At 46.1% G+C, this 20,127-nt stretch carries 16 protein-coding genes; 12 read left to right on the top strand and 4 right to left on the bottom strand.

What is annotated here, in order from left to right:
• Positions 1-8: 8 nt before the first annotated feature.
• The 4 genes from BHV83_RS17055 to BHV83_RS17040 all read left to right on the top strand — a co-directional run bounded on the left by BHV83_RS17055 (position 9) and on the right by BHV83_RS17040 (position 6,275).
• Positions 9-3,227: an efflux RND transporter permease subunit gene (locus tag BHV83_RS17055; RefSeq protein ID WP_005650915.1), complete on the top strand. Its 3,219-nt coding sequence runs from the start codon at positions 9-11 to the stop codon at positions 3,225-3,227.
• A 3-nt stretch (positions 3,228-3,230) separates the two neighbouring features.
• Positions 3,231-4,622, top strand: coding sequence for an efflux transporter outer membrane subunit (locus BHV83_RS17050; protein WP_122205858.1), 1,392 nt, complete (start codon positions 3,231-3,233; stop codon positions 4,620-4,622).
• Between the two features lie 31 nt (positions 4,623-4,653).
• On the top strand, positions 4,654-5,421 hold the full coding sequence (lpxA, locus tag BHV83_RS17045; RefSeq protein WP_005640830.1) for an acyl-ACP--UDP-N-acetylglucosamine O-acyltransferase: 768 nt from the start codon (positions 4,654-4,656) through the stop codon (positions 5,419-5,421).
• A gap of 113 nt (positions 5,422-5,534) precedes the next feature.
• The gene (locus BHV83_RS17040) at positions 5,535-6,275 is read left to right on the top strand and encodes a 3-keto-disaccharide hydrolase (protein ID WP_046452367.1); all 741 of its coding nucleotides are present in this window, start codon (positions 5,535-5,537) and stop codon (positions 6,273-6,275) included.
• Between the two features lie 530 nt (positions 6,276-6,805).
• Here the strand turns inward: BHV83_RS17040 and mdh are convergent.
• The 4 genes from mdh to BHV83_RS17020 all read right to left on the bottom strand — a co-directional run bounded on the left by mdh (position 6,806) and on the right by BHV83_RS17020 (position 10,249).
• Positions 6,806-7,747 (bottom strand): malate dehydrogenase, encoded by a 942-nt coding sequence (mdh, locus tag BHV83_RS17035; protein ID WP_046452366.1) that lies wholly within the window; start codon positions 7,745-7,747, stop codon positions 6,806-6,808.
• A gap of 193 nt (positions 7,748-7,940) precedes the next feature.
• Positions 7,941-9,125, bottom strand: coding sequence for a class I SAM-dependent rRNA methyltransferase (locus BHV83_RS17030; RefSeq protein ID WP_119216445.1), 1,185 nt, complete (start codon positions 9,123-9,125; stop codon positions 7,941-7,943).
• The gene (locus BHV83_RS17025) at positions 9,126-9,707 is read right to left on the bottom strand and encodes a 3'-5' exonuclease (protein WP_005640836.1); all 582 of its coding nucleotides are present in this window, start codon (positions 9,705-9,707) and stop codon (positions 9,126-9,128) included.
• The gene (locus BHV83_RS17020; protein WP_005640837.1) at positions 9,704-10,249 is read right to left on the bottom strand and encodes a DUF5063 domain-containing protein; all 546 of its coding nucleotides are present in this window, start codon (positions 10,247-10,249) and stop codon (positions 9,704-9,706) included. Before BHV83_RS17020 ends, BHV83_RS17025 begins: the two co-directional genes overlap by 4 nt.
• A gap of 193 nt (positions 10,250-10,442) precedes the next feature.
• On the opposite strand from BHV83_RS17020, the gene BHV83_RS17015 reads away from it, so the two are divergent.
• The 8 genes from BHV83_RS17015 to BHV83_RS16980 all read left to right on the top strand — a co-directional run bounded on the left by BHV83_RS17015 (position 10,443) and on the right by BHV83_RS16980 (position 19,954).
• A complete protein-coding gene (locus BHV83_RS17015; RefSeq protein ID WP_005640838.1) occupies positions 10,443-12,941 on the top strand; it encodes an FtsK/SpoIIIE family DNA translocase in 2,499 nt (832 codons plus the stop codon).
• Positions 12,942-13,057: 116 nt separating this feature from the next.
• Positions 13,058-13,726 (top strand): outer membrane lipoprotein periplasmic chaperone LolA1, encoded by a 669-nt coding sequence (gene lolA1 / locus BHV83_RS17010; protein ID WP_122205857.1) that lies wholly within the window; start codon positions 13,058-13,060, stop codon positions 13,724-13,726.
• A gap of 79 nt (positions 13,727-13,805) precedes the next feature.
• Positions 13,806-14,759: a thioredoxin-disulfide reductase gene (trxB, locus tag BHV83_RS17005; RefSeq protein WP_005640840.1), complete on the top strand. Its 954-nt coding sequence runs from the start codon at positions 13,806-13,808 to the stop codon at positions 14,757-14,759.
• 24 nt (positions 14,760-14,783) lie between these two features.
• A complete protein-coding gene (locus BHV83_RS17000) occupies positions 14,784-15,560 on the top strand; it encodes a glycerophosphodiester phosphodiesterase (protein ID WP_005640841.1) in 777 nt (258 codons plus the stop codon).
• 13 nt (positions 15,561-15,573) lie between these two features.
• A complete protein-coding gene (locus BHV83_RS16995; RefSeq protein WP_286757801.1) occupies positions 15,574-17,052 on the top strand; it encodes a glycoside hydrolase family 10-like protein in 1,479 nt (492 codons plus the stop codon).
• Positions 17,053-17,351: 299 nt separating this feature from the next.
• The gene (locus BHV83_RS16990) at positions 17,352-17,879 is read left to right on the top strand and encodes an RNA polymerase sigma factor (protein WP_122205855.1); all 528 of its coding nucleotides are present in this window, start codon (positions 17,352-17,354) and stop codon (positions 17,877-17,879) included.
• 11 nt (positions 17,880-17,890) lie between these two features.
• Entirely contained in the window at positions 17,891-19,120 is a 1,230-nt protein-coding gene (locus tag BHV83_RS16985; RefSeq protein ID WP_122205884.1) for a porin family protein, read from the top strand.
• Between the two features lie 48 nt (positions 19,121-19,168).
• Positions 19,169-19,954 carry a BFO_2992 family lipoprotein gene (locus BHV83_RS16980; protein ID WP_122205854.1) on the top strand — a complete coding sequence of 262 codons (786 nt, stop codon included), beginning with the start codon at positions 19,169-19,171 and terminating at the stop codon, positions 19,952-19,954.
• Positions 19,955-20,127: the final 173 nt, after the last annotated feature.

Here is a 20,127-nt window from a genome sequence, read left to right as displayed (position 1 = left end):
CAGAAGATATGAAATTAGATAGATTTATAAACCGCCCGGTGCTCTCAACGGTGATCTCCATCTTGATTGTCATACTGGGTATATTAGGCTTGCTGTCCTTGCCAATTACCCAATATCCGGATATTGCCCCTCCAACCGTTTCGGTGAAAGCTACTTATACGGGGGCAAACGCACAGACGGTATTGAATAGTGTGATTGCGCCGCTGGAAGATCAGATCAATGGTGTGGAGAACATGATGTACATGACTTCGTCGGCTTCGAATAACGGATCGGCCGAAATCTCCATTTATTTTAAACAGGGTACCGATCCTGACATGGCTGCCGTCAATGTGCAGAATCGTGTTTCGATGGCACAAGGTTTGCTGCCGGCCGAAGTAACCCAGATCGGTGTGACGACTCAGAAACGTCAGAACTCCATGTTGATCGTGTTCTCTGTTTATGATGCCGAGGACCGTTACGACCAGCGATTTATCGAGAACTATGCCAAGATCAACCTGATTCCGGAAGTACAGCGTGTACCAGGTGTGGGGGATGCGAATGTGTTAGGAACCGACTACTCCATGCGTATTTGGTTGAAGCCGGATGTGATGGCACAGTATAAACTGGTTCCGAATGACGTTGCAGGTGTCTTGGCTGAGCAGAACGTGGAAGCCGCTCCTGGTTCGTTTGGTGAACGGGGTAACCAGAGTTTCCAGTATACGATCCGTTATAAGGGACGTTTGCAGGAAGTAAGCGAATTTGAGAACATGGTCGTGAAAGCTTTGCCGGATGGTGAAGTGCTCCGTATGAAAGATATCGCCGATATCGAATTGGGACGTCTGACTTATAACTTTGTCAATAAAGTAAACGGCCATAGCGCCGTAACCTGTATCGTTTACCAGATGGCAGGAACCAATGCGACGGAAACCATCAATAATATCCAGAACCTGCTGGAAGAAACAGAAAAGATATTGCCTCCGGGCTTGAAGATCGACGTCGGTATGAATGCCAACGACTTCTTGTACGCTTCTATTCACGAGGTGCTCAAGACATTGATTGAAGCTTTCATCCTGGTATTCATCGTTGTGTATATCTTCTTGCAGGATTTACGTTCGACTTTGATTCCGGCTATCGCGATCCCGGTAGCATTGATCGGTACGTTCTTCATGCTATCGCTGATCGGCTTTAGCTTGAACTTGCTGACTCTTTGTGCTATGGTGCTCGCCATTGCGATCGTGGTCGATGATGCGATCGTGGTCGTCGAGGGTGTCCATGCCAAGCTGGATCAGGGATACAAATCAGCGAAACTGGCTTCTATCGATGCCATGAACGAGCTGGGCGGTGCTATCGTCTCCATTACGTTGGTCATGATGTCCGTGTTTATTCCGGTAAGTTTCATGAGCGGTACGGCCGGTACATTCTATCGCCAGTTCGGTTTGACGATGGCTATCTCGATCGGTTTGTCTGCATTGAACGCCTTGACGCTGAGTCCGGCTCTGTGTGCGATGTTCTTGAAGCCGCACGAAGAAGGGCATGAGAAGAAATCGACTTTCGTCTCCCGTTTCCACTCTTCTTTCAATGCCGCATACGACTCTTTGCTGAACAGCTATAAAAAACGTGTTGTATTCTTTATCCAAAAGAAATGGCTTTCGTTTGGTATCGTTGCCGGATGTATCGTCCTGCTTGTTGTTTTGATGAATGTGACCCCGACAGGTATGGTTCCGAATGAAGATACCGGTACGATCATGGGAGCGGTGACGCTGCCTCCGGGAACTTCCCAGGAACGTACGATAGAGGTGATGAACAAGGTGGATAGCCTGATCGCTGCCGACCCGGCAGTCAAATCGCGTACGGCCATTATTGGTTTCAGCTTTATCGGTGGCCAGGGGCCTTCATACGGTTCGTTCATTATCAAGTTGAAAGATTGGGAAGAACGTTCCATGATGCAGAGTTCGGATATTGTGTATGGCAGTTTGTTCATGCGTGCGCAAAAGATTGTGAAGGATGCACAGGTGCTGTTCTTTACTCCGCCTATGATCCCAGGGTATTCCGCATCCAGTGATATCGAGTTGAACATGCAGGATAAGACTGGTGGTGATCTGGAAAAATTCTTCGATGTGACGAAGCAATATATGGCTGCTTTGACAGCGCGTCCTGAAATCAAGTCGGCACAGAGTACCTTCAACCCTAACTTCCCGCAGTATATGATCGATATCGATGCGGCTGCCTGCAAGAAGGTGGGTATCAGTCCGAGTGATATTCTGGCAACCATGCAGGGATATTATGGTGGTTTGTATGCCTCCAACTTCAACCGTTTCGGTAAGATGTACCGTGTGATGGTCCAGGCTGATCCGGCTTTGCGTACCAATTTGGAATCGTTGAAGAATATCAAAGTCCGCAATGGAAACGAAATGGCTCCAATCTCGCAGTTCGTGTCTATCAAGAAAGTGTATGGACCGGATATTATCAGCCGTTTCAATATGTATACATCTATTAAAGTGATGGTTGCGCCGGCGGATGGATACACCAGTGGGCAAGCATTGAAAGCGATCGAGGAGGTTGCCGGTACGACACTTCCGACCGGTTTCGGATACGAGTTGGGTGGTATGGCGCGTGAAGAGGCTGAAACCAGCGGCAGCACGACCGGTTTGATCTTCCTGCTCTGTTTCGTATTCGTTTATTTGCTGCTGAGCGCCCAGTATGAAAGTTATATTCTGCCGTTGGCAGTATTGCTTTCCATTCCGTTCGGTTTGATGGGTAGCTTCCTGTTCGTACAGGGATGGGCTGCTTTGGGTAATATCCCGGCTTTGAAGATGATCTTAGGTACGATGTCCAACAATATCTATATGCAGATCGCCTTGATCATGTTGGTCGGTTTGTTGGCGAAGAACGCCATCCTGATCGTAGAGTTTGCCCTTGATCGTCGCCGTATGGGTATGAGTATCACGTGGGCTGCCGTTTTAGGTGCTGCCGCTCGTCTACGTCCTATCCTGATGACATCGTTGGCTATGGTAGTCGGTCTGTTGCCTATGATGTTCGCGTTCGGTGTAGGTGCTCACGGTAACCGTACTTTGGGTACTGCCGCCATCGGAGGTATGTTCATCGGTATGATCTTCCAGATTTTTATTGTTCCGGTTTTGTTTGTGGTATTCCAGTACTTGCAGGAGAAATTCAAACCTATCGAATGGGAAGATTTGGATAACAGCGATATGAATACGGAAATAGAACAGTACGCAAAAACAAAATAAGAGATGACAATGAAGAAACAGATTATATATATGGTATGTGCAACCGCTCTTTTGAGCAGTTGCCATATCTATAAGGCATATGACCGTCCGGATACGATCGAAACTTCCGGTATCTACCGTGATCCGGTCTCTGCCACCGACACGTTGGCAGCAACAGATACGGCCAATATGGGAAACCTGCCCTGGAAGGAAGTTTTTCGTGATCCTAAATTGCAGGCCTTGATCGAAGAGGGATTGGCAAACAATGTGGATATGCAAGCCGCTATCCTGAGGGTAGAGGAGGCCAAATTGTTGTTGACTTCCGCTCGCCTGTCTTTCCTCCCTTCTTTGAATCTGGCTCCGCAAGGAACCATAACCAAAATGGAAAATACGGGGTATGTGAAAGCCTATACCTTGCCGGCGGCAGCTAGCTGGGAAGTCGATTTGTTTGGTAAACTATTGAATGCGAGCCGCGGGCAGAAAGCCGCTTACTTGCAGAGCCAGTACACGCAGCAAGCGATACGCTCGCAGCTGATCGGCGGAATCGCCAATGCCTACTTCACTCTGTTGATGTTGGACCGCCAGGTGGAGATTACTTCCAAGACGGTAGATATCTACAAAGAAAATGTGCGGGCTATGGAGGCGATGAAGGTTGCCGGCATGACAACAGAAGCCGCAGTTGTTCAGATGCGTGCCGTGTACCATCAGGTATCCGGTTCGTTGATCGAACTGAAGCGTCAGGTGCGTGAAGTGGAGAACTCCTTATCTGTATTGCTAGCGAAAGCACCGCAGCCTATCGACCGCAGTACGCTTGAAGACCAGGTGATGCCAAAAGAGCTGATGGCTGGTGTTCCTTTGCAGTTGTTGGAAAACCGTCCGGATGTGAAGGTGGCCGAGATGACATTGGCCAGCGCTTATTATACGACTAATAAGGCCCGTGCCGCTTTTTATCCGGGAATCAATATTACGGCGACAGCCGGTTGGACGAATGGTTCGGGTGTTACGGTTTCCAATCCGGGACAGTTTATGTTTCAGGCGTTGGCTTCGTTGGCACAGCCTATCTTTAACAATGGTAAGCTGGTGGCCAACCTGAAAATCTCAAAAGCGGAAGAACAGATTGCCAAGATGAACTACCAGCAGACGATTCTGGAAGCGGGAAAGGAAGTGAGTGACGCTTTGCATCTTTATGATGCTACCAATAGAAAACTTATCCAGGACAAGGCTCAGATAGAAGAGTTGGAAAAGGCGGTAACCTATACTAATGCTTTGTTCCAATCCGGACAGTCCACTTATCTGGAAATTCTTTCTGCCCAGCAGAGTCTGCTCAGTGCGCAGTTGACGGAAGTCTCCGACAATGTCCAGCGTATGCAGGCTGTTATCAATTTATATAGTGCCGTCGGTGGCGGAAGAGAGTAAAAAGCAATTGACAATTTAAAAGGTGATTATTATGATTAGTCCGTTAGCTTATGTAGATGCAAGCGCGAAGTTAGGAGCGAACGTAACCGTCCATCCGTTTGCATACATCGATAAGAATGTAGAAATCGGTGATGACTGCGAGATCATGCCTCATGTCAGTATCATGAGTGGAACCCGTATGGGAAAGAGGAACCGCATCTTCAATGGTGCTGTCATTGCTGCCGAACCGCAGGATTTTAACTATAAGGGAGATGATACGATCGTCGAAATCGGAGATGACAATGTGATCCGTGAAAACGTAGTGATCAACCGTGCGACCAATTCTGGCGGGAAGACGGTTATCGGTAATGGCAATTTCCTGCATGAAGGCGTGCATGTTTCCCACGACACGCATATCGGCAATCACAGTGTGTTCGGATACGGGAGCAAGATTTCCGGCAACTGCATGATTGAAGATTATGTGATTTTCGGAGGTAACGTGCTGGTGAGCCAGGGATGTCGTGTCGGAACCTGGTCGATGACGCAGACCGGTTGCCGCTTCCGCAAGGATGTGCCTCCTTATATCGTGGCTGCATTGGAGCCGACGACCTATTACGGGGTAAACTCCGTAATCCTGATGCACGAAGGCATGAGCGAAAAGATCGTAAAACATATCAGCCATGCTTACCGTATCATCTATCAAGGTAACACCAGTATATTCGATGCCTTGCTGATGATTAAGGACCAGGTGCCGATGAGCGACGAAATCCAGCATATCATCGACTTCATCAGTGCTTCGAAATTGGGCATCATCAAATAAAATAGGATTATCCGACAGAAAAGAAAGAGTTGTTCTTTATGGAGCAGCTCTTTTTTTATTTATCTTTGTTGAGTTTTATATTCTCAATGTCTAATCTAAAAATGAAATGTAACATGAAAAACTTATTTAAATCGTTTGTGGTTCTTTTAGCAGTTATGGCTGCTGTCCCTTCTTTTGCGCAAAAAGCGAATAACACGTTGACTGAAAAAGAAAAGAAACAAGGTTGGACTTTGCTGTTCAACGGGAAAGATTTTACCGGTTGGAGACAATGTAACAGTACCGGTATGGCCCCGAACTGGGTAATCGAAGACGAGGCGATGAAAGTCTTTACCGCTCCGGGCAAAAAACCTGGACACGGTGCAGGAGGCGATATCCTGTATAAGGAAAAGAAGTTCAAGAACTTTGAGCTGTCTGTAGATTGGAAAACCAGTAAAATGGGAAATTCAGGTATCTTCTATTATGTACGCGAAGTTCCGGGCAAACCGATCTATTATGCAGCTCCCGAAGTACAGGTTCTGGATAATGTGGATGCAACCGACAACAAGCTGGCAAACCACCTTGCCGGTTCTTTGTATGATATGCTCCCTGCCGATCCGAAAACGGTAAAACCTGCCGGCGAATGGAACACGATTGTGATCAAGGTGAAGGATGGCAAAGTGACGCATACCCAGAATGGAAAGAAGGTCGTTCAGTATACCTTGTGGAGCAAAGAATGGGATGATATGGTTGCCAATAGCAAATTCAAAGATTTCCAAGGCTTCCAGGAAGGCATTTCCCATGAAGGGTATATCGGTTTGCAGGATCATGGTTATCCGATCTGGTTCCGCAATATCAAGATTCGGGAATTGAAGTAAGTTATGGTTTAAATCTGCTAATTTAAGTGACAATTGGCATGCTTCTATTGTCAAACAGCCTGCTCATAGACCTTTTGCCTTTAGTCGAAAACCTTTTCGCCCTTGGTCAAAAGCCCTTTCGACACAGGTCAAAAACCTTTTCGACTAAGGGCAAAAAGGTAAGGAGTGGTAGAAATAGCTGTTAATACCTGTGTATTTGTTGATTAATTGATATTGTAGTATCCTTGTTTTTCATTTAATATATATAGGTGGACGTGAAGATGGGGGCATGGCCAACCCGAATCTGGGCGAGACAGGGTGAAGGCAAATTTTTGAGGTGAAGGCAGTCCGGTTGTCTGCCTTCACCCTTGTATGACATGATAATCGAAAAGTGTCAAAGGGTGGGTGAAGTTGAAATGATTCATATCTGCCTAAAAATGAACTTATATCATTTAATATGAACTATAAGATGGAGAAGGTGTATAGACAAAAAGAGGATAACCCCGAAGGACTATCCTCTTTTCTATATTATCAAACCTTTTTTCCGATTATTAAAGAGCGCCGACTTCTTTCAACGCTTCGTTTGTTTTGTGAACGGCTGCTGCACTCTTGGCGAAGAGTTCTTTTTCTTCAGCTGTCAATTCCAGTTCAACGATCTTTTCGATACCGTTCTTACCCAGGATAACAGGAACGCCGATGCAAAGATCGGATTCTCCGTATTCACCTTCCAAGTAAACGGAACAAGGAATCATCTTCTTCTGGTTGTGGATGATAGACTCGACAACATAAGCTCCTGCTGCACCCGGTGCATACCATGCGGAAGTACCTAACAGCTTAGTCAGTGTAGCACCGCCGACCATAGTGGAAGCGACAACTTCCTGCAGTTTTTCAGCGCTCAACAACTTACTTACGGGAATACCTTTGTAAGTAGCCAGACGAGCCAACGGGATCATAGTCGTGTCACCGTGACCGCCGATTACCATACCTTCGACTTCGTTAGCATTGCAACCTAAAGCCTGTGACAAGAAATATTTGAAACGGGAGCTATCCAGAGCACCGCCCATACCGATGATACGGTTTTTCGGCAGACCCAGAGACTTCAATGACAGGTAAGTCATTGTATCCATCGGGTTGGAGATCACTACCAGGATTGCGTTCGGAGAATATTTCAGGATGTTCTGAGCAACACTCTTAACGATACCAGCGTTAACACCGATCAGTTCTTCGCGAGTCATACCTGGTTTACGAGGAATACCTGAAGTGATGACAACAACGTCAGAGTTAGCTGTTTTTTCGTAGTCGTTTGTGCAACCTGTAACTGTAGTATCGAAACCCAGCAGTTGAGCAGTCTGCATCATATCCATTGCTTTACCTTCGGAAACACCTTCCTTAACGTCAAGCATTACAACTTCGTCTGCCACTTCATTGAAGGCAAGAACATTTGCGCAAGTAGCACCTACATTACCGGCGCCAACAACTGTTACTTTAGACATAATAATAAGTTTTTATGTTTTACTTATATAATAATACTTCTATCTCTCTTAAAAGCGAGACAAAGGTACAACCTATTACGAAATAAAGAAATATTTCCGTATATATTTTATGCCTTCCTCAGTTAAATTTATGAATTATGATTTATGACTTATGCATCGATGATAAATGATAAATCATAATTCATACCTCTTCTCACTCTACATAAAGTACCAGCCCTTTCAGATATTCCCCTTCCGGATGGTAAATGTTGACCGGATGGTCGGCGGGTTGTGTCAGTTGGTGCAGGATGCGGACACTGCGCCCGGACTGGGCGGCAGCACTGAATACGGCCAGACGGAAGTTTTCTTTGCTTACCACCTGCGAGCAGGAGAAGGTGAACAGGATACCTCCTGGCTTGATCTTTTCGAAAGCGATGGCGTTCAGTTTGCGGTAACCTTGCAAGGCATTGCGCAATACGTTTTTATGTTTGGCGAAAGCTGGTGGATCCAGGATGATGAGATCGTAGTTGCTTCCCATCTTTTCGAGATATTTGAAAGCGTCTTCCGCATAAGCTTCGTGGCGCGGATCACCTGGAAAGTTCAATTCCACGTTCCTGTTGGTCAGCGAGATCGCTTTGGCAGAGCTGTCGACCGAGTGAACGACCTTGGCTCCTCCCCGCATGGCATAGAACGAGAAGCCGCCAGTGTAGCAGAACATGTTCAGTACGGAGCGTCCTTTGGCATAGCGTTCCAGCAACGACCGGTTTTCGCGCTGATCGACAAAGAAACCAGTCTTTTGCCCCTTTTGCCAGTCGACACAGAATTTCAGGCCGTTCTCAAGAGCGATGTCCTCCACTTCACCACCGTACAGGTAGCCGTCTTCGCTGTCTAAGTTGGCCTTGTAAGGCAAAGTCGCTTCCGATTTGTAATATATGTTCTGTAAAGAATCTCCCAACACGGCTTTCAGGGCTTCGGCAATCTGATGGCGTGCATAGTGCATGCCGACAGAATGCGCCTGCATGACGGCGGTGTGGGCATACATGTCGATGACTAGTCCCGGAAGATTATCTCCTTCTCCATGCACCAATCGATATGTATTGTTGTTCTCCACTCCGGCAAGTTCCAGTGTCTGGCGCAGTGTGTAAGCGATACGGATGCGTTCTTCCCAGAAAGCGGCATCTATCGTGACCGGCTTGAAAGATAAGATGCGTACGGCGATACTGCCTATCTGATAATGTCCGATACCTAAAAAGCGTCCGTTCGTACCATAAACTTCTACCAAGTCGCCTTCTTCCGGTTCACCTTCGATTGTTTGGATAGCACCGGAGAATACCCACGGGTGGAAACGTAGCAACGATTCCTCTTTTTTCGGTTTGAGAAATACTTTACACTCCTTCATTTATATCTGTTTCAATTGATTGTATATTTTCAGGCAGGCCCATGCGTCAAGGGCTGCATATTTTTTCTGTGCGTCGCTGAGGACGTCGGCTTCCCAGTTGCTCAGACGCTGTCCTTTCGAGATTTTCTTGTTGAAGAGGATGGCGTATATCTTTTGCAGGCTGGCGTCTTCGATGCCGAACTGCCCGACATAATTCTGCAAGTCCAGGAAGTTGGCGGGTTGTATGTCCGTGCGTTTCCGCATCGCCCCGAAATCGTCGCGCAGTGAAAGGCCTATCTTCAGCACCTTTTCATTTGCCAGAAATTCTTCCAATGCTTCCGGAATACCGATCCGGTTCAGGCGGAACAGAAAACAGGCTTCGTCGGTCGATATTTGCATAAGCGATATTTTGTAACGTTGTCCTTTCTTGAAGCTCGGACGGGTTTCCGTGTCGAACCCAACGGACTGGAATTCGGAGAGGTAGCCGACTGCTTTCTCAACATCCCTCAATGTGTCGATCACAATGATCCTTCCGGTAAATTCTTCTAAGGGAAGCTCGGATATTGCCTCTTTTGTTATCGAATGTGTGTATTGTTGTGTCATTCTTCTTTGTCGGTTTCTAAAAGTTCTTCATCGCTGTATCGCACGGCGTGGAGTGCTTTTAATGCGTTTAATAATTGTTGTCCCCAGAATTCGCAGAAGTTTTTACGACACAATACGATTGCCTCGAGCATAACTTCTTCATTGCCTTGACGGAACAGAGAGATGAAATTACCCGTATCTTGGTAAACATCGGCCAGATTCTCCGAGATAAAGGCGGCGATCGGCGTGTCGCTGTATTGCATATCCGGATGGAACGTTTCGAGATAGGAGTCTTTTTCTCCGAGCAGTCCGGCGATCCGGTTGCGGACCGATTCGTACATATCTTCCGTGACGGTCAATTCCGGTTCTGCATCTTCGTCTTCTTCCGCTTCGGGTAGAAGGGTGGCTTTCAGATACAGCAAGGGCAAGATCTTGACTGCCTTATCCAGAAAGTCGAAAAGACCGGTATTGCCGGCGTTCTCGACAAACGTACAAAATTCCAGTGCAACTGTTACGAATTCCAGCGTATTGCGTTCGTATATCGGGTTGTTCTCTTTTTCCATGCTAATTATCTTAGTAGATACCTTGCGTTTATAATCTGCAAAAGTAGCAATTTTTTCTTTGTAAAGCTAATATAGGATACCGCACCCAAATGTTTTGCCGGAATTTTGAGATTGGAGCCTAAGGGAAATGCGAATGTCGTAGGGAACTTGAAATTTTCTATGTACATTTGCGTGTTGTAAATTTAATTGTGTAATGGCTAAAAAGACGACTGCAAAACAAAATACGAATAACGGGGAAAGTAAATTTAAAGGGATTCGGAACTTTTTTACCAGCGAGCGGACCCGTTTTATTACCGGATTGGTTATTTCCATTGTTACCATATATGTAGGTCTGGCATTGATTTCGTTTTTCTTTACGGGAGGGGCGGACCAGAGCAAGATCGAGAATATCCCGTTGTCGGACCTGGTGATCAATCGTGGATCAGTAGAGAACTGGACGGGGGTGCGCGGGGCTTTTCTTGCCGATTTGCTGATGAACCGGTGGTTTGGGATTTCTTCTTTCCTGATCCTGTTTTTCCTCGGTTCAGTCGGAGCGAAGCTAATGAACCTGAGCCGGGTATCGTTGTTGAAACGTTTCCTGTTCAGTGCGGCCATGCTGATATGGGGATCGTTGTTCTTTGCTTTTATCTTTATCCGCGGATATGAAGATACGTTTATTTATTTGGGGGGACAGCACGGATATTATTTGTCGGAGGTGATGATGAATAATATCGGGATACCGGGAACGGTCCTGCTGCTGGTCGGCTTGTTCCTGATTGTTGCGATCTTCACCAGTAAACGGACGATCCCGTTCCTGCAAAATGTCTTCTCTTTCGGATGGCTAAAGAACCGTTTGAAACGGGATAAGAGTGAAACGACGGAAGTGCCGGAAGAGGAAGAAGATGTGGAAGGGGAAGCAGAGGTTTATGCCCCTGTTGAAAAAACAGTGGCTGCACCTCAGCCTGTTGCATATCGTGAGACAGTAGAAGAAAACATCGGGCCGGACGAGTATGTTTTCGATACGGAAACCGAGATGCGGAAAGCCGAAGTGGAAACGGAAGTCCCGCAAAAGGATGATTTTGAATTTGAAGTAGCCCGTGGGGATGATCCGGTTGTCGAGGCCGGCAATGGCAATAACACGATTTTCGAAGTGGAAGTGCCCGAAGAAGAGGAGGAATTCGATCAGTCTCAATTGGGTAAATATGATCCACGCCTGGACTTGTCCCGTTATATGTTCCCGACGCTCGACCTGTTGAAATTTTATGATTCGGGCAATGTCGAGGTAAACCGCGAAGAACTGGAAGAGAACCAGCAGATGATCAAGCGGACGTTGGAGGACTTCGGTATCAATATCGCTTCTATCAAGGCGACGGTCGGACCGACGGTTACGCTCTATGAGATCATCCCGGAAGCAGGTGTGCGTATTTCCAAGATTAAGAATCTGGAAGATGACATTGCTTTGAGCCTTTCAGCCTTGCAGATCCGTATTATCGCACCGATGCCGGGTAAAGGAACGATCGGAATCGAGGTTCCGAACAATAAGCCGCAGACTGTTTCGATGCAGTCGGTGGTCGCTTCGCGTAAATTCCAGGAATGTACGTATGATTTGCCGGTGGCGATCGGAAGGACGATTGTCAACGAAGTGTTTATGTTCGACTTGTGCAAGACTCCCCACCTGTTGGTGGCTGGTGCGACCGGACAAGGTAAATCGGTCGGCTTGAATGCGATTATCACCTCTTTGCTGTATAAGAAGCATCCGGCCGAATTGAAGTTCGTGATGGTCGATCCCAAGCAGGTGGAATTTAGCATTTATTCGAAGATCGAACGCCATTATCTGGCGAAATTGCCGAATGCCGATAAACCGATCGTGACGGAGCCGGGGGATGCGGTGGCGACTTTGAACTCTTTGGTGATCGAGATGGAAAATCGTTATAAATTATTGGTGGAGGCTTCGGCGCGTAATATAAAGGAATATAATGAAAAATTCATTTCCCGCCGTCTGAATCCGGAGAAAGGACATCGGTTTCTGCCTTATATCGTTGCAATCGTCGATGAGTTTGCCGACTTGATTGCGACTTCTGGCAAAGAGATCGAGTTGCCGATCTCGCGTATAGCGGCTAAGGCTCGTGCGGTTGGTATCCATATGATCTTGGCAACCCAGCGCCCGGATACGAAAGTGATTACAGGGACGATCAAGAGTAACTTCCCGAGCCGTATTGCGTTTAAGGTGATGTCTCAGATTGACTCCCGTACGATTTTGGATACCCCGGGGGCTAACCGTTTGATCGGTAAGGGAGATATGCTGGTTCTGATTACCGGAAGCAGCGAGCCGACGCGTGTTCAGTGTGCGTTTGTCGATACGCCGGAAGTGGAAGATATCGTGAATTATGTCGGTGCGCAGGTGGCTTATCCGACTGCTTATTTGTTGCCTGAATATATAGGTGAAGGCGGTGAATCTTCTTCGGCCGGGACGGTGGATCTGTCGGATCGGGACCCGTTGTTCGATGAAGCAGCCCGTCTGATTGTGATCCAGCAGCAGGGTTCGACTTCGCTTATCCAGCGAAAGTTTGCAATCGGTTACAACCGTGCAGGTCGCTTGATGGATCAATTGGAGGCGGCGGGTATTGTCGGTCCTTTCGAGGGTAGTAAAGCCCGTCAGGTCTTGATTCAGGACGAATACAGCCTGGAGCAGTTGTTGAATTCGTTGAAATGATTTATGAGTTATGGGGATGGGCTGTTGGTTTATCTATATTGACATGTTTTGAGTGCTATAAGCCCTTTTTGAGATCTGCTAATGATTGGGAGTTTAAATCATAAATAAAAAACGACATGAAAAGAGATAATAAAATAAAAGTTTGCCGCATTTTGGCTGTTGTTTTCCTGTGTTTTTGGACTATATCCGGTGTGAGGGTATTGGCACAGAACGCTACGTCCATTTTGGATAAGGCTGCTTCTGCTTATGAAGATTCTAACGGCTTGACTGCTTACTTTACGATGCAGACACGTTCGGATGTGCAGAAAGTGTCGGAAAGCTTTGATGGTACGATCGATATTAAAGGTGATAAATTCGTACTGAAGACTCCTGATATGATCACTTGGTTTGATGGAACGACACAATGGTCGTTTGTTGAGCGTAATGAGGAAGTCAATGTTTCCACCCCGACCGGCGAGGAGTTGCAGGCTACGAATCCGGCCCTGTTGCTCCGTTCCTATGAAAAAGGATTTACCGCTAAATATAAGGGCGAGAGCACGGCTCCGAGCGGCAAAGCTGCTCATGATATCGAGCTGGTTCCTAAAAAGAAAAGCGATATCGTACGGGTGGAGCTCCAGATAGAGAAGTTTTCCGGTCTTCCTGCTTCGATCGCCGTTTTTTCAAAGAATGGGATCAGCAGTACGATCCGTATCAGCAAAATGAAAACGGGAGTAAACCAACCGGATAGCTATTTTGTTTTTAACGAAAAAGACTATCCTGATGCTGAAATAATAGATTTGAGGTGATTTATGAATTATGATTTTATTATCGACGCATAAATCATAATCCATAAATTATCAATCATAACTCATAAATCATAAAACGATGAATACAACTCAGAATGAAAAAGTTCGTTGCCTGATTATCGGTTCAGGCCCTGCCGGTTATACTGCGGCTATCTATGCTTCACGTGCAAATCTGTCCCCTGTCCTCTACGAAGGCATTCAGCCGGGCGGACAGCTTACGACTACTACCGAAGTAGAGAATTTTCCCGGTTATCCCGAAGGCGTTACCGGTACGGAACTGATGGAAGACTTGCGGAAGCAGGCTGCCCGTTTCGGTGCTGATATCCGCGTTGGCATTGCGACTGAGACAGATTTGTCTGCTGCTCCCTATAAAGTGACGATTGACGGTGAGAAAGTGATTGAGACGGAAACGCTGATCATCTCGACCGGTGCGACTGCCAAATATTTAGGATTGCCGGATGAGCAGAAATATGCCGGAATGGGTGTTTCGGCTTGTGCGACTTGCGACGGTTTTTTCTATCGTAAGAAAGTGGTGGCTGTTGTAGGTGGTGGTGATACGGCTTGTGAAGAAGCACTTTATCTGTCCAGCTTGGCAAAACAAGTGTATCTGATTGTCCGCAAACCGTATTTGCGTGCATCCAAAGTCATGCAAGAACGTGTCCTGAACACTCCGAATATCACGGTCTTGTTCGAGCATAACACGATCGGTCTTTTCGGTGAAGACGGTGTCGAAGGTGCACATCTGGTAAAACGGATGGGTGAACCGGACGAAGAAAAGGTGGATATAGCAATTGACGGTTTCTTCTTGGCTATCGGTCATACTCCGAATTCCAAGATATTCAAACCCTGGGTCGAAACAGACGAGGTTGGCTATATTAAGACGGTTCCGGGTACGCCGAAGACAAGAGTGCCGGGGGTATTTGCTGCCGGAGACGTGGCTGATCCACATTATCGCCAAGCCATTACGGCTGCAGGTAGCGGTTGTGCGGCTGCAATCGAGGCGGAACGCTATTTGTCGGAGATTGGAAAATAATTTCATTGAACTTATTCTCTCGTTATGAAACACTTGAAACTCTCTCTTCTTTTTCTTTTGTGTGTACTGATGGCGGTTCCCGTGTCGGCTAAAAGAAAGACAAAGGTGATCGCTCATCGCGGTTATTGGAAAACGGAAGGGGCCGCCCAAAACTCTATTCGTTCGTTGGAGCGGGCGAATGAGATCAAAGTATACGGTTCCGAGTTTGACGTACACCTGACAGCTGATAATGTCCCGGTTGTGTACCATGACCGTAAAATAGAAGGAAAGGATATCCAGACGGCCTCCTATGCGGAGCTGAAAGACCTGAAACTTTCGAACGGCGAAACGCTTCCGACGTTGGAACAGTATTTGGACAGGGCGAAGAAGCTGAAAAAGACCAAGCTGATTTTCGAATTGAAATCCCATGCGACTCCCCTGCGGGATCGGGAAGCGGCAAAGATTGTAGTCGACATGGTGAATGGTAAGAAATTGACGAAACGCACCGAATATATCGCTTTCAGTTTGGAAGCCGCAAAGGAGCTTCACCGTCTGTCCCCGAAGACTCCAGTCTACTACCTGAACGGCGACTTGTCTCCGAAACAGTTGAAAGAACTCGGTTTTGCCGGTCTCGACTATAATTATAAGGTGATGCAGAAACATCCGGAATGGTTTGTTGAAGCAAAAGATCTGAAACTGAAAATCAATGTCTGGACGGTCAATGATCCTCAGGTGATGGAAGAGATGATCGAGAAGCGTGTGGACTTTCTGACTACCGACTATCCCGAAGAAGCGCAAAAAGCAGTACATTTGTACCGCTGAGTAAATGTGTGAAATGAGAAAGTATTGCCTGTCGTTATTGCTCTTGTTACTGACATTGGTTTCGAATGCAGTCGAACCTCCCAAGCGTGAGATTCGGGGAGTGTGGCTGACAACTGTCTATGGTCTGGACTGGCCACATAATCCGGCAACGACGGAGACGGGGCGAAAGGCGCAACAACGCGATGTCTGTGACATTCTGGATCGTTTGCAGGATGCGAATTTCAATACTGTTTTTTTGCAGGTCCGTATGCGTGGCGATGTCATCTGGCGTTCGGCTATTGAACCGGCAAGCAAAATTTTCTCTGGAAAATATGGAATGATGCCGGGATATGATCCGCTGGCTTTCGTGGTCGACGAATGCCACAAACGGGGGATGGAATGCCATGCTTGGTTTGTAACTTTCCCGCTAGGCACGGACAAGAGTGTGAAAGAACAGGGAAAGCTCTCGGTTGTCAGGCGCCAGCCGAAACTCTGCAAGCGTCATAACGGCGAATGGTATTTAGACCCCGGCGTTCCTGGAACTTCCGACTATGTGTTGTCTTTAGTAAAGGAGTTGGTGAACGGATACGATATCGACGGCATCCATTTCGATTATATCCGCTATCCGGAACAGGCAAAATCTTTCCCGGATAAAAACTTGTATAATAAATATGGTAAGAAACGCCCGCTGGCAGAATGGCGCCGGGAGAATATCAATAAGATGGTTTACCGCATTTATGACTGGGTGAAATCGGTAAAGCCTTGGATACAGGTCAGCAGTTCGCCGCTCGGCAAGTATAACCGCATCGAACGTGTTCCGAACGCCGGATGGACGGCTTATGAAAGTGTCTTCCAGGATCCGAAAATGTGGATGCAGAACGGGAAGCAGGATATGATCGTCCCGATGATGTATTACCTGCATGATAACTTTTTCCCGTTTGTTGACAATTGGGTAGATAACTGCAACGGACGCCTTGTAGTTCCCGGATTGGGCGCGTACCGGATGTTGAAAGAAGAGGCAGACTGGACCGTCAACGATATAACGGATCAGATCGACTACAGCCGTTATTACGGAGGGGCCGGCTGTACATTCTTCCGTTGTGCGAATATCCTTGACAATACGAAAGGGATATACGATGAGTTGAAGGATAAATATTATAAATATCCGGCACAACTTCCTCCTTTGTCCTGGTTGGACGATACGGTTCCTGCAGCCCCGGAAGAAATACGGGTGAAAAAGGAAGGGGATGAGTTGAAGCTCTCCTGGCAGAAGCCGGATTCGGAAAAGGACGTGTTGACTTATACCGTCTATTATTCGCTGACGGATTCGATCAATCCGACATCCGCCCGAAATATCTTGATGACAGGAATCCGGGATACCTCCATCTATCTGCCTGTCGATACGACTTCGGAGCGGGGATATATATTTTCCGTTTCATCTTCCACTCGCTATCATATAGAAAACGTGCTATCGAAAGAAACCTATTATTATCTTTCTAAATATCCTAAATAATATTAACGGTTTGGAAGGAAACCCTGGAATACTCCGGTGGACAATGGAGCTGGTTGCCCTTGCTAAAAAAGTAAGGGGCAAGTATATTTTGACATATCGCTTTATAGCATATTTAGGTATGGGTTACATAATTTGTGAAATCTGTGTCTAAAAATTGATACCGATTCCGATTATTTGCCAGAATACAGTATCTTTGTGCGTTTTCAAGAAAAATAATTTATCCGGAATGCAGCGTTTCGGATAATTTGAACATCATAATAAATGTATGGTCCTGGAAAGGGCATGAAGGCACACACTAAATGACGGAGAAACAACTGATAGAGGGTTGTAGGAATGGGGAAAGGCTGGCTCAGAAGGAGCTATACGAAACGTATTCCCGTAAAATGATGGGAGTTTGTCTGCGTTATGTTAGCGACAGGGAAACTGCCCGTGATTTGCTACAGGATGGTTTTGTGAAAGTCTTCACCAGTATGGATTTTTATTCGGGACTTGGGTCGTTTGAGGGGTGGATTCGAAAGATCTTTGTCAATTGTGCGTTGGAGTATTTGCGCAAATCGGATGTTTTGCGTGAAGCAGTCGATCTGGATAATACGGTGGAGTTGGTTCATCCAGATAGTTCTGCTATATCCGATATGTCGGCAGTCGAGTTGATGAAACTTGTGCAGGAGCTTCCTGCTGGTTTTCGTACAGTGTTTAATCTGTTTGCAATAGAAGGTTATTCACATAAGGAAATTAGCGAGATGATGAATATAACGGAGAGTACATCCCGGTCGCAGTTCACGCGTGCCAAACAATTATTGCAACGCAGGATTCATGAATTGTATTGAGTAATAAAGAAATGAAGGATAAGGAAAGAGATATATTTGACGATTTGTTCCGTTCGAAGTTACAAGACTTTGAAGCGGATACGATGCCGGGTGATTGGGAGGCAATAGCTGACCGTTTGCCGGTTAAAAAAACTGTCCCTTTCCGGCGGACTTTACGCTATTGGGGGGCTGCTGCTGTTATTTCTTTATTGGTTGTAACAGGAGGAGTCTATGTTTTTAACCGCGACCGGGAACATCTGCCTGTAGCCGAAACGATACAGAAAGAAACCGAGGCTGTTGAAAACAGGCTGACTGAACGATCCGAATCGGTGACACCAGCAGTCGTCGCTTCCAAGCCGGTTGACCGGATAGCAAAACGTGCTGTTGCGCAAGTTACGGCCGTAACTACGTCCCGGTCGGATATAACTGTAGACGAAGTTGTCCTTTCGCCAGAAGAAGATTGTGATACTGTTGTAGTGATTTCTTCTAAAATATCCGAAGCGTCCGAAGCGATAGCGGTGACCGAGACGGCAACGCTGACCGGAACACACTTTTTATTTGCGGATGCAGCGCCTGTGAAAACAGAAGAAAAGAAAGTACGGGCGAAAAGATGGAGTTTCGGAATGGGAGGTGGTAGCGTGAGTGCTGGAACATCTAATTCATTAAATGCCTATGCTTTGAAGAATACGTTGATGACGGATCAGGAACTGTTGCAATTGAATTCCCCGTATTTCAATAGTCAATCTCCGAAAACAAATATTCGCCATAAGACACCAGTTTCGATCGGATTAGGTGTCAGTTATTCTCTAAATGACCGCTTTTCCCTCCAGTCTGGTTTAAATTATACATTCCTTTCTTCCGAATGGGAGACCGGAGCTATATATCATGGTGAGACGAAACAGAAGTTACATTTTATTGGAATTCCTCTTTCTTTGTCCTATAAAATAGCAGAATGGAAGTGTATTCAATTTTATGCAGCGGCGGGGGCCATGACCGAGATTAATGTTGCTGGTAAGTTGAATGCCAAAATATTTGTGGAAAACAATGAAATCCGTCACGAGAAGAAGCATATCCGTATGAAAGAATGGATGTGGTCTGTGAATGCCCGGGCCGGTGCCAGCTATCCGTTGCTCCGTTTCTTAAGTGTTTATGCGGAGGTGGGAGCCGGTTATTATTTCGATAACGGAAGCGATATTGAGACGATCCGTTCCGAGAAACCGTTTAATGTGAATTTGCAGGCGGGTTTCCGTTTCGGTTTTTGAGTAAGAACTAATAAATAATAAACAATATAAAATTAAAGAACAGTAAAAATGAAGAAACTTAAAGTTTTAGGGTTAGCAGCAATCGCTGCGGGTATGTTTTCGTTAACCTCTTGTTTGGACGGCGGCGGTAATACACAGCAGCTTTCAAGTTATGCTATAGTCGATTATTCTTCTACGATGAGAACTCTGATTTATCCATTGGGCTATTATCCGTTGTATGTCGCTACAATTGCAAATGATCCGACTTATAGGGCTGGAGATTGTGTGTTGGCTAATTTTACGGTCGATTTTGATTCGGCGGATAATGCGAATGCCAGTACAAATGGTTTTTATGTGGCGACAGGAGCTGCTTCTTCTCCATTAGCAAAATATGATTTGAGTTATTCTCCATTGGACTCAATGGCATTAGATAATGAATTGCTTTTGTCTGGTTCCGAAAGTGCATTGTTATTTTCTAATAATTATAAGAGAATCGTTGTTATTCCTACTTTTACATCTGTGTTGACGGATCAGAAGAACACATATATAATGTCGATGGATTCTAATCAAGAACCTGAAACTGTTGATGGAACGGACCGTGTTTATACGTTGTGCTTACGTGCTCAAAAGCGGGAAGAAGGGAAAGCACCAACCATTAGCAATGCTATGGACCCGATCGCTGTTGAAGGAGGTACATTATATTCTATATTGAAAGGAAAAGAATCAGCAGCAGGAAAGAAGATTGTAAGTTATCGTGTGAAGTATCCTTTGACATTCAACGCAGATTCGACAAAGATAGCGACTTGGGGGTATTCTAAAATTTCTCAATTCTCGATTGAGGAAGCTACAAATTAATATTCCATATCTTGCGCTTGACGCAGGATCACATTAAAATCGGCCGTATAAACATTAGATCGATAAGGCTAGTTTTTTGTGATCTTGAGTCAAGCATGGAAACAAGGGGATTTAATGCACCTCCATAGTTTTTGGCAATGCTTTTATCATAATAATATCCCAATATTTAATGA

It is taken from the genome of Parabacteroides sp. merdae-related_45_40, from assembly GCF_001915675.1.
This window is presented reverse-complemented; position numbering and strand designations above follow the sequence as displayed.

Excerpts from the sequence above, each read along its gene's own strand:
- mdh (WP_046452366.1), bottom strand. The coding sequence starts at position 7,747 with ATGTCTAAAGTAACAGTTGTTGGCGCCGGTAATGTAGGTGCTACTTGC.
- BHV83_RS17050 (WP_122205858.1), top strand. The coding sequence starts at position 3,231 with ATGACAATGAAGAAACAGATTATATATATGGTATGTGCAACCGCTCTT.
- BHV83_RS16995 (WP_286757801.1), top strand. The coding sequence starts at position 15,574 with ATGAGAAAGTATTGCCTGTCGTTATTGCTCTTGTTACTGACATTGGTT.
- lpxA (WP_005640830.1), top strand. The coding sequence starts at position 4,654 with ATGATTAGTCCGTTAGCTTATGTAGATGCAAGCGCGAAGTTAGGAGCG.
- BHV83_RS17030 (WP_119216445.1), bottom strand. The coding sequence starts at position 9,125 with ATGAAGGAGTGTAAAGTATTTCTCAAACCGAAAAAAGAGGAATCGTTG.
- BHV83_RS17040 (WP_046452367.1), top strand. The coding sequence starts at position 5,535 with ATGAAAAACTTATTTAAATCGTTTGTGGTTCTTTTAGCAGTTATGGCT.
- BHV83_RS16990 (WP_122205855.1), top strand. The coding sequence starts at position 17,352 with ATGACGGAGAAACAACTGATAGAGGGTTGTAGGAATGGGGAAAGGCTG.
- BHV83_RS17015 (WP_005640838.1), top strand. The coding sequence starts at position 10,443 with ATGGCTAAAAAGACGACTGCAAAACAAAATACGAATAACGGGGAAAGT.
- lolA1 (WP_122205857.1), top strand. The coding sequence starts at position 13,058 with ATGAAAAGAGATAATAAAATAAAAGTTTGCCGCATTTTGGCTGTTGTT.
- BHV83_RS17020 (WP_005640837.1), bottom strand. The coding sequence starts at position 10,249 with ATGGAAAAAGAGAACAACCCGATATACGAACGCAATACGCTGGAATTC.
- BHV83_RS16980 (WP_122205854.1), top strand. The coding sequence starts at position 19,169 with ATGAAGAAACTTAAAGTTTTAGGGTTAGCAGCAATCGCTGCGGGTATG.
- BHV83_RS17025 (WP_005640836.1), bottom strand. The coding sequence starts at position 9,707 with ATGACACAACAATACACACATTCGATAACAAAAGAGGCAATATCCGAG.
- BHV83_RS16985 (WP_122205884.1), top strand. The coding sequence starts at position 17,891 with ATGAAGGATAAGGAAAGAGATATATTTGACGATTTGTTCCGTTCGAAG.
- trxB (WP_005640840.1), top strand. The coding sequence starts at position 13,806 with ATGAATACAACTCAGAATGAAAAAGTTCGTTGCCTGATTATCGGTTCA.
- BHV83_RS17000 (WP_005640841.1), top strand. The coding sequence starts at position 14,784 with ATGAAACACTTGAAACTCTCTCTTCTTTTTCTTTTGTGTGTACTGATG.
- BHV83_RS17055 (WP_005650915.1), top strand. The coding sequence starts at position 9 with ATGAAATTAGATAGATTTATAAACCGCCCGGTGCTCTCAACGGTGATC.